The following is a 7,082-nucleotide window of genomic DNA, read 5'->3' on the forward strand; positions in this document are numbered from 1 at the left end:
CGGCTCTGAAAGAAAGGATATTTTTTTTTAATAATTTTGTTAATTTTTAGATCGATTTTACGTTATGTTAGAAATCAACTAAAGAAAATGGACGCTCAAGAAATATGGGGAAAGCAACTCAAAGTAGTTTGAAAGCTCGGTTGCTTGCAGCCGAGTAGGTCTTTACCTTGTCTGGTTGTTTATGTAACACTTAGGAATCAAGATGTCCTTAATCATTCCTGCATTTCTATTCCCATGTGAACTTAAAAACATGCGATATAGTATTAGGCGCGAACATAATACTATATTATTTTTAAACAAATTGTAGACCTTATGAGCATGTTCTTGATCTTTGATTGCTTCCCATTTAATTTTTTCTCCAACCTTTCTTAAAAAACAGGGGCTTCCAGTTGTTATAGCAAAACCAGTATTCGTTGCAAAATTAAGAATCTGTCCAAAATTATTAAATTTAAGAATTTCTAAATCATCCAGTTTACTGAGATTGAAGTCTTCTTTTCTGGAGTTGGCCATCCCATGTAATATATGATCTACTTCATAATTTTCAAAAATAAATTTTGCAATTTCTACTCTCTGAGGATGTGGAATATCATCCGCATCGCTAAAAATTAAAATTTCTCCGGATGCATTATCCATAGCAATCGTACGATTATCCCCATCCAGAATAACGCCTTTCTTACGTATAACCTTTAACTTAAAAGACCACATGCCGGCTTCTAAGTCATTTATTTCTTTTGGATTTAGTTTTTCCACTTCAGAAATAGAAATTATTACTTCATCAGGTCGTACTGTTTGATTTTCATAACTTTCTAACATTCCTGAAAGCCACAAAAAGTGTCTTGCAACACACGGTACAACAACAGAAGTTGTCATAGTGCGTTTTTCCCGTCTAGGTACAAGATTATCAATTTTAAAGCTATAAATATAGCTAAAAAATAACATTGATATAAGCAACAATTTTATCTTCATTGGATACTCCTTGTTTTTATAACACAAATTTTTCAATTCTCTTTGCTATCGTCATACCATTACAGAACGGGTAATGAATTATATTCCACATATCTTGATCTTTTTTAACTATGTAATTGCCATATCGGGACTCATCAAAATTGAGATTAAAATATTCTTTAAGGGCTATTTTAACTCCATCAGGGTCACCAGGAAGAGGGTTCGAATCATGAAAACCTAAAGTGCCATGTTTTGAAAGTATAGACGTAAACATTTCAATTTCTTTTTTGGTATGTAAATAGTCGTGTGTTGTATCAATAAAGACAAAATCGATTTCTTTTTTTTGAATATTGATTTTTTGTTGCAAATAGAGAGGGAATTCTAAATCATTAATTTGAAGAAATAAACAACTATTTAACTTCGAATAAATATGTGAGTAGTTAACAATATCTAATCCTATCAGATATGAATTTAGGAGTTTCTTTGCTTCATATAATGGAATAGTTGATCCATCACCCCAGCGCACACCAGCTTCTATTATTAATTCGGGATTTTGAAATACACAATGACAAAATAATCCAGGCACATGCATTGATATATCTGAAGGTTTAGAATTACTATATTCCAATAATTTTCTGTATGCACTAAGGGCCTTAATTGGTAAAAAACATGGTAATATTATTGGATCTAAGAATTCATAATTCTCATCTGGCAAATAATAATAATTTTTAATTCTATTTTTGTAACGGTTTATATTATCCCAACTACAATCCCATACGGCGATAGCATTAGAAAATAAAGTTAGAGCATTTGCTGACAAACCTTTGTGTAAATTACTGGTTTGATGAAATATATAATATTTTGGCAGGGTAGCGACATGCATTGAACTTGCATCACCTGAAATGATATACAAATTGTCATCACTGTAGTTTTTGTTTTGAATATTTTCATATTGTATATTAAATTTGTTTAAAATTTTATTTATTGCAATCGTATTTTTTGAATATATGAGAATAGTATTTTGTTGTACATAATATGCGTTTGCTGAATAAAATAATAAGTAAACTGCTAAATTCAGAAAGCCTGCCTTTATTTTCATAAAAAAATTCCTTTATATAGCTGTTAATAAATTTAAATCAGAAAATCTGACATTCTCAAGTTTTTCTTTTTATTAAGCATTTTTTCACTTAAAATATTATTTTTCTCTAAAAAAAAATAAAAGTCTTCGAAAGATATAATAGAATCACGCGAACTGTATTTATTGAAATTGGTTATATTTAAGAGCTGACCATATTTTGTATATGCCGTTTCTTCCAAATGTTGTTTTATTGTAGATAGTATTACATACATACCATTAAATTTATAAGTCCTAGGTACTTCCAAATTATTTATCATAACCTCATGAATTTTTTCGCCAGGTCTTATGCCTATAATTTGAATTTCGGTTTCCTGTCCAAGTTTTTTTTGTAGTACATAAATTAAATCAATTATTTTAAATGATGGTATCTGTGGAACAAAAATCTCTCCTCCGCATCCATATTTTAATGTTTTAAATATATGTTCTACGGCTTGTTTTTTAGTAATAAAAAATCTGGTCATCTCGCAACTGGTTAAAAGCACAGCTTGTTTATTCTTTATTTTTTCACAAAAAAATGGAATAACAGAACCAGTACTTTGAAGTACATTGCCATATCTTACAACTAAAAAGCGCGTCTCATTTGGAAAAGATGTATTAGTAAATATTTTTTCCGAGATGAATTTGCATGCTCCATAAGTATTTACAGGGGAGCATGCCTTATCCGTTGATATGAGCAAAGCGGTTTTAACTTTATTGTCTATACAAGCTTTTGCTATATTCATTGTACCGATTAAATTTGTATAAATAGATTCAAAAATATTATATTCCAGTATATCTATCCGTTTCAGAGCAGCCGCATGTATAACTAGATCAATGTTTTTTGAAGCAAGCCATATTGATTCATAATTTCTTATATCACCCAATATGCTAACTATTTTTTCATTATTATTGAAATCTTCTAGTAATTTTGCATGCTTTACTTCATCTCTACTAAATATAACAATTTTATCTGGATTATATTTTATAATTTCGCTAATTAACGCTTTGCCGATGAATCCAGTACCTCCAGTAATGAGTATTTTTTTATTCTCAAACAAATCTCTATAATCTTTACTGCCATTAAAAAAACAAAAAGCCTTGAACGTTAGTGATATAAACAAAATGCTTGATTTATAAAGCTTCATTGTTTATTCTCCTTTGTTTTTATTCTTAAAAAAACGTTCCTAATTGAATCCTGTATGTGTGGTATTTGTGGAAATTCACTTAATAACTTTTTTGCACTGAGCTCACAATTTGACCTTGGTACTTTCAATATTTGATTTTGTTCTTCTATTGTAAAATTTTCATATTGATGATTCGGATTAATATATTGTTTATATAATTCAATAATTTGATTGTGTGATATTACTCCAGGATTTACAAAATTATAGTTACCAACAAGATTGCGTTCGATCATTTGTGGTATCAATGGTAATAAATCTTCCAAAACACTCATTGAATTAGGAATATTTATAAGTTTTTTATAATTAATAATTTTTCCAATAAAACTTTTTTGGCTCAAATCACTAGATATAGGCATTCTTAATCTAAGATTCAAAACATTTGGATAATTCAATATCAGTTTTTCTGCCAATATTTTTGTGCAAGAATAAAATGAACCAAAAAAATTGGGTTCTTCTTCTTCCGAAAAACCAATACCACTTCCTAATGGATGCTTATCATCATACTGATAAATGCAGCCAGTAGCGATGTTTGTTACATGTAAGTTATGCAAATATGCTAAGTCTACTAAGTTAAGCAAACCTAAAATGTTTGATCTTAGAGTTTCCTGTTTATGGAACTCACACCAGTCAATTGTAGGTCTGCCTATAATGCCTGCTGTATTGATAATGCAATCAGGCCTAAGTTGTTTTATTTCTTGCTCAATTGTCTCTCTTTGTTCTAACCTCGATTTTGCACAATATACTACATGGTCCATGTTTCTTAATATTGTAGCAATCTTTTGGCCGACCCATCCGCTTTTTCCACCAAATACCAAGAAAGTTTTGCATAACAAAATTTGGGTATGAAACAAAAAAAATGATAACTTTAAAACGAGAGCAAGTCTTTTTACACTTAACAACATATTCTTCCCTTAGTCACTCATAATTGAACAAATTTAATCCTAGTAAATGATATTAAAAAAAGGCAAGAATTTCATAAAAAACTATCCACATCGACTTGAAAAGCATATTGCTGATGATTCTATATCAGTTACTTATTAGTTCTAAAATAATCCTCTATGGGACGCCAGCTGAAGCCTTGGCGAAAGCTGGCACGGCCATTTTTTTTTAAGGGAAATTTTCTTAGTTTAAAATAATTTTATTCTTGCAAAAGCGAAAGCTGTCCGCCATAGCTTTTGCGGCGGCTGGACAAAAAATAATTTGTATATTTATGTATTATATCTATTTGATCAAATCTATAAACTTTCCCGATCAAAAATATATTGGTCATAAAAAAGCATTTGATATAACGACTTTTAGGTTGTTTTCCTTTTTGATATAATTTGCAATTTTAGTAAACTTCTAGAAAGGATAGTTTGGGCAATTTTATTTCTGGAGGTTTCTATGAGAATTAATTTTCCTGTGTTTGTATTAATATTGACGAGTATTTTTATTGGTACAACAACATTTTTTATCCTTTTCTTCTCGTAATGGGTATCATGAAACTGTGTTTTAATATGGATCAGAAATAACCAAAAAATTATTAAAATTGTACAGTGGTAAATTTTACCAGTTACGTTCTATTTTTCATGCATTTGCGCAACTCAATATTGCTCCTAATTATAATGATTGGCGATTGCAAGTATTTCGTAAATAAAATAATTGAGCATATATGGTTACGGCGAAAAAGTTATAAAATAGTCCTATATACTTCTAATTGTTTTTATAATATTGCATTACATAATGGAATTTATTATGATCTCATGTGAATAGATATTTTCTACTTGGTAAAAATTACTTAAGTAATCATAAAAATTTAAGGACTTATATGGAAATATTTTTTGTAAAATTGAACGCGAATTACTTTAATTTTACAAGGACAGGTACTAATTTCTTTAAGAAAAAAGAAAAAAAATGTACTAATAGGTATCGGTTTTTTTTTTATTTTTTAGTTTTTTAAATATTGCTGGTATTGAAAGACTTCCTGAGGTTTACCAAGATGTTTGGTTGCATGGGCAGGTTATCTATAATGGTATTCGAGAATGTCCTAAGCGGTACCAGGCATTAAAACAGGTTTTACAGACACTTCCGATTGGCTTTAAAGCTTTAGATATTGGAGCAAGTCAAGGGTATTTTTCTTTTAGGATGGCACAAGACTTCAAGGCTCGTTGTGTAATGATTGAAGATGGTTATACCATAACAAATTTTGTATGGGAAACAGCAGATTATTTAAAATATCTATGTGAATTAAATTCAAAGTTAAAAAGTCTAACTATTTTAAAAAAAAGATTTTTTTTAGAAGATTTTAAACTTCTTTCAAGATTCGAGAAATTTGATGTGGTGTTAGCTTTTTCGGTTATACATCATATACGAAAAAGTGAGGATGTTCCATTTGATTACTTTTTAGATGTTATTGATGAAATTCTTGGATTAGCACCAGTTGTTTTAATTGAAAATCCTATTAATACAGGAGAACACACTTTTTTTATTCGAAATGCTCTTTTACAAAAGGGTGGTAAAGTAATTTATACGTCTAAAAGAGGAACATTGATATATGAAATTTACTTATTTGATAGAAGAAAATCTCTTTTATCATTATCTATTCCTAATATAACTCGTCAAACATATACTATTTTTAATGGGGTTTATACAGATGTTTTATTTGAAGACTAGTATTTTTTTAATTATTATGTGCCTACAGTTTGATTCGATTATGTGTTTAGAAAGATATTTAAATTATTTTAATCGCCCAATCACATATCTAGAAATATCATCAGAAATAGAGCATATAACGTCTTTAGCTCAAAAAAATAAAGAGAGTACGTTTATTTTATGGAGTAGTAATAATATTATAAATCCTACATATCTTGATAATATGATACATTTATCGGAATTGCTTACTAAAGATACAATACAGCGGTTTAGTGAGTGCGAACATATAGATATAGCATTTATCAATAGTGAACAGCAAAAAATACCAAGATCATGGGTAACTGTGATTGCATGTCTTGCAGAACATGTATTTATACAGGTTAATTATGATTCAATACTGCAAGATGAATTAAGAGCAGTAGGTTTTGAAACAATAGAAAAAAAACAATCTAAGGTTATGTATTATAAAGCAAATAAAATAACATTTTTAAAGAGAACTCAGTGGTTAGAACCAGCAAGTAATGGTAATGCTGTTAGGGAAATAATCAGCTCTTATGATACAAAATTTTTTCTTAAAAAATATATTAAAGACCCAAAACCAATTCCATGGAAGTCGGGTATTAATTTTATGACATTTAAGATGCTAAAAGGTATATATCCTCGGTCAGACCAACTTTGTTCGGAAGTTCTTAAGATGTATAATATTCCTCATTTAGATTGGATGCCAAATAATATGGTGGTTCAAGGAAAAAATTTAACTCTAATTGATATGGATAATTCTAATTATGAAGCAAAAACGGTACGAACAGATATTATGCTCGAATTAATGATTTTATTTGCCAAGGAAATTAAGCCCGATAATATTAGATATCTTTTTAATCTTATTATTTTTTATTGTAGAATAATGGTACATCCAGAGTATATGACTTATAATAGATCTCTTTCGAAACTAGCCATTGGCTATTAAAATAATATAGAAACGCCAAAATTTCGAGTAGTATTGTCTCCGCAAGAAGATCTAATGAAGTACGAAAATATTAAAAATTTAAATGATGAAAAGTTTCGACGATTAACTAGTGATAACTTAATCATATTTATTCTCAATTAAAAACAAAATAATTATGGTAATCATAAGCTAACGTGAACTCGATCTAACAAACTTTGGCAATAGCTTTTGCAGTTGTCGCTATTTGAGGTTTTTTATC

At 29.1% G+C, this 7,082-nt stretch carries 6 protein-coding genes; 2 read left to right on the forward strand and 4 right to left on the reverse strand.

Annotated features, from left to right (window positions below):
- Positions 1-162: 162 nt before the first annotated feature.
- Genes WDZ41_00095 through WDZ41_00110 form a run of 4 tightly spaced genes read right to left on the reverse strand, consistent with a single transcriptional unit; the run spans position 163 to position 4,148 of the window.
- Positions 163-966 carry a glycosyltransferase family A protein gene (locus WDZ41_00095; protein MEX0939741.1) on the reverse strand — a complete coding sequence of 268 codons (804 nt, stop codon included), beginning with the start codon at positions 964-966 and terminating at the stop codon, positions 163-165.
- Between the two features lie 16 nt (positions 967-982).
- Positions 983-2,044: a hypothetical protein gene (locus tag WDZ41_00100; GenBank protein ID MEX0939742.1), complete on the reverse strand. Its 1,062-nt coding sequence runs from the start codon at positions 2,042-2,044 to the stop codon at positions 983-985.
- A gap of 32 nt (positions 2,045-2,076) precedes the next feature.
- The gene (locus WDZ41_00105) at positions 2,077-3,207 is read right to left on the reverse strand and encodes an SDR family NAD(P)-dependent oxidoreductase (GenBank protein ID MEX0939743.1); all 1,131 of its coding nucleotides are present in this window, start codon (positions 3,205-3,207) and stop codon (positions 2,077-2,079) included.
- Complete coding sequence (locus WDZ41_00110) at positions 3,204-4,148, reverse strand: NAD-dependent epimerase/dehydratase family protein (GenBank protein MEX0939744.1); 945 nt, start codon at positions 4,146-4,148, stop codon at positions 3,204-3,206. The genes WDZ41_00105 and WDZ41_00110 overlap by 4 nt, the downstream gene beginning before the upstream one ends.
- A 1,084-nt stretch (positions 4,149-5,232) precedes the next feature.
- Here WDZ41_00110 and WDZ41_00115 point away from each other — a divergent pair.
- A complete protein-coding gene (locus tag WDZ41_00115) occupies positions 5,233-5,898 on the forward strand; it encodes a hypothetical protein (protein MEX0939745.1) in 666 nt (221 codons plus the stop codon).
- A 40-nt stretch (positions 5,899-5,938) separates the two neighbouring features.
- Positions 5,939-6,844 carry a hypothetical protein gene (locus WDZ41_00120; GenBank protein ID MEX0939746.1) on the forward strand — a complete coding sequence of 302 codons (906 nt, stop codon included), beginning with the start codon at positions 5,939-5,941 and terminating at the stop codon, positions 6,842-6,844.
- Positions 6,845-7,082: the final 238 nt, after the last annotated feature.

This window comes from Candidatus Babeliales bacterium (assembly GCA_040879965.1).
GTDB lineage: Bacteria > Babelota > Babeliae > Babelales > JACPOV01 > JBBDJI01.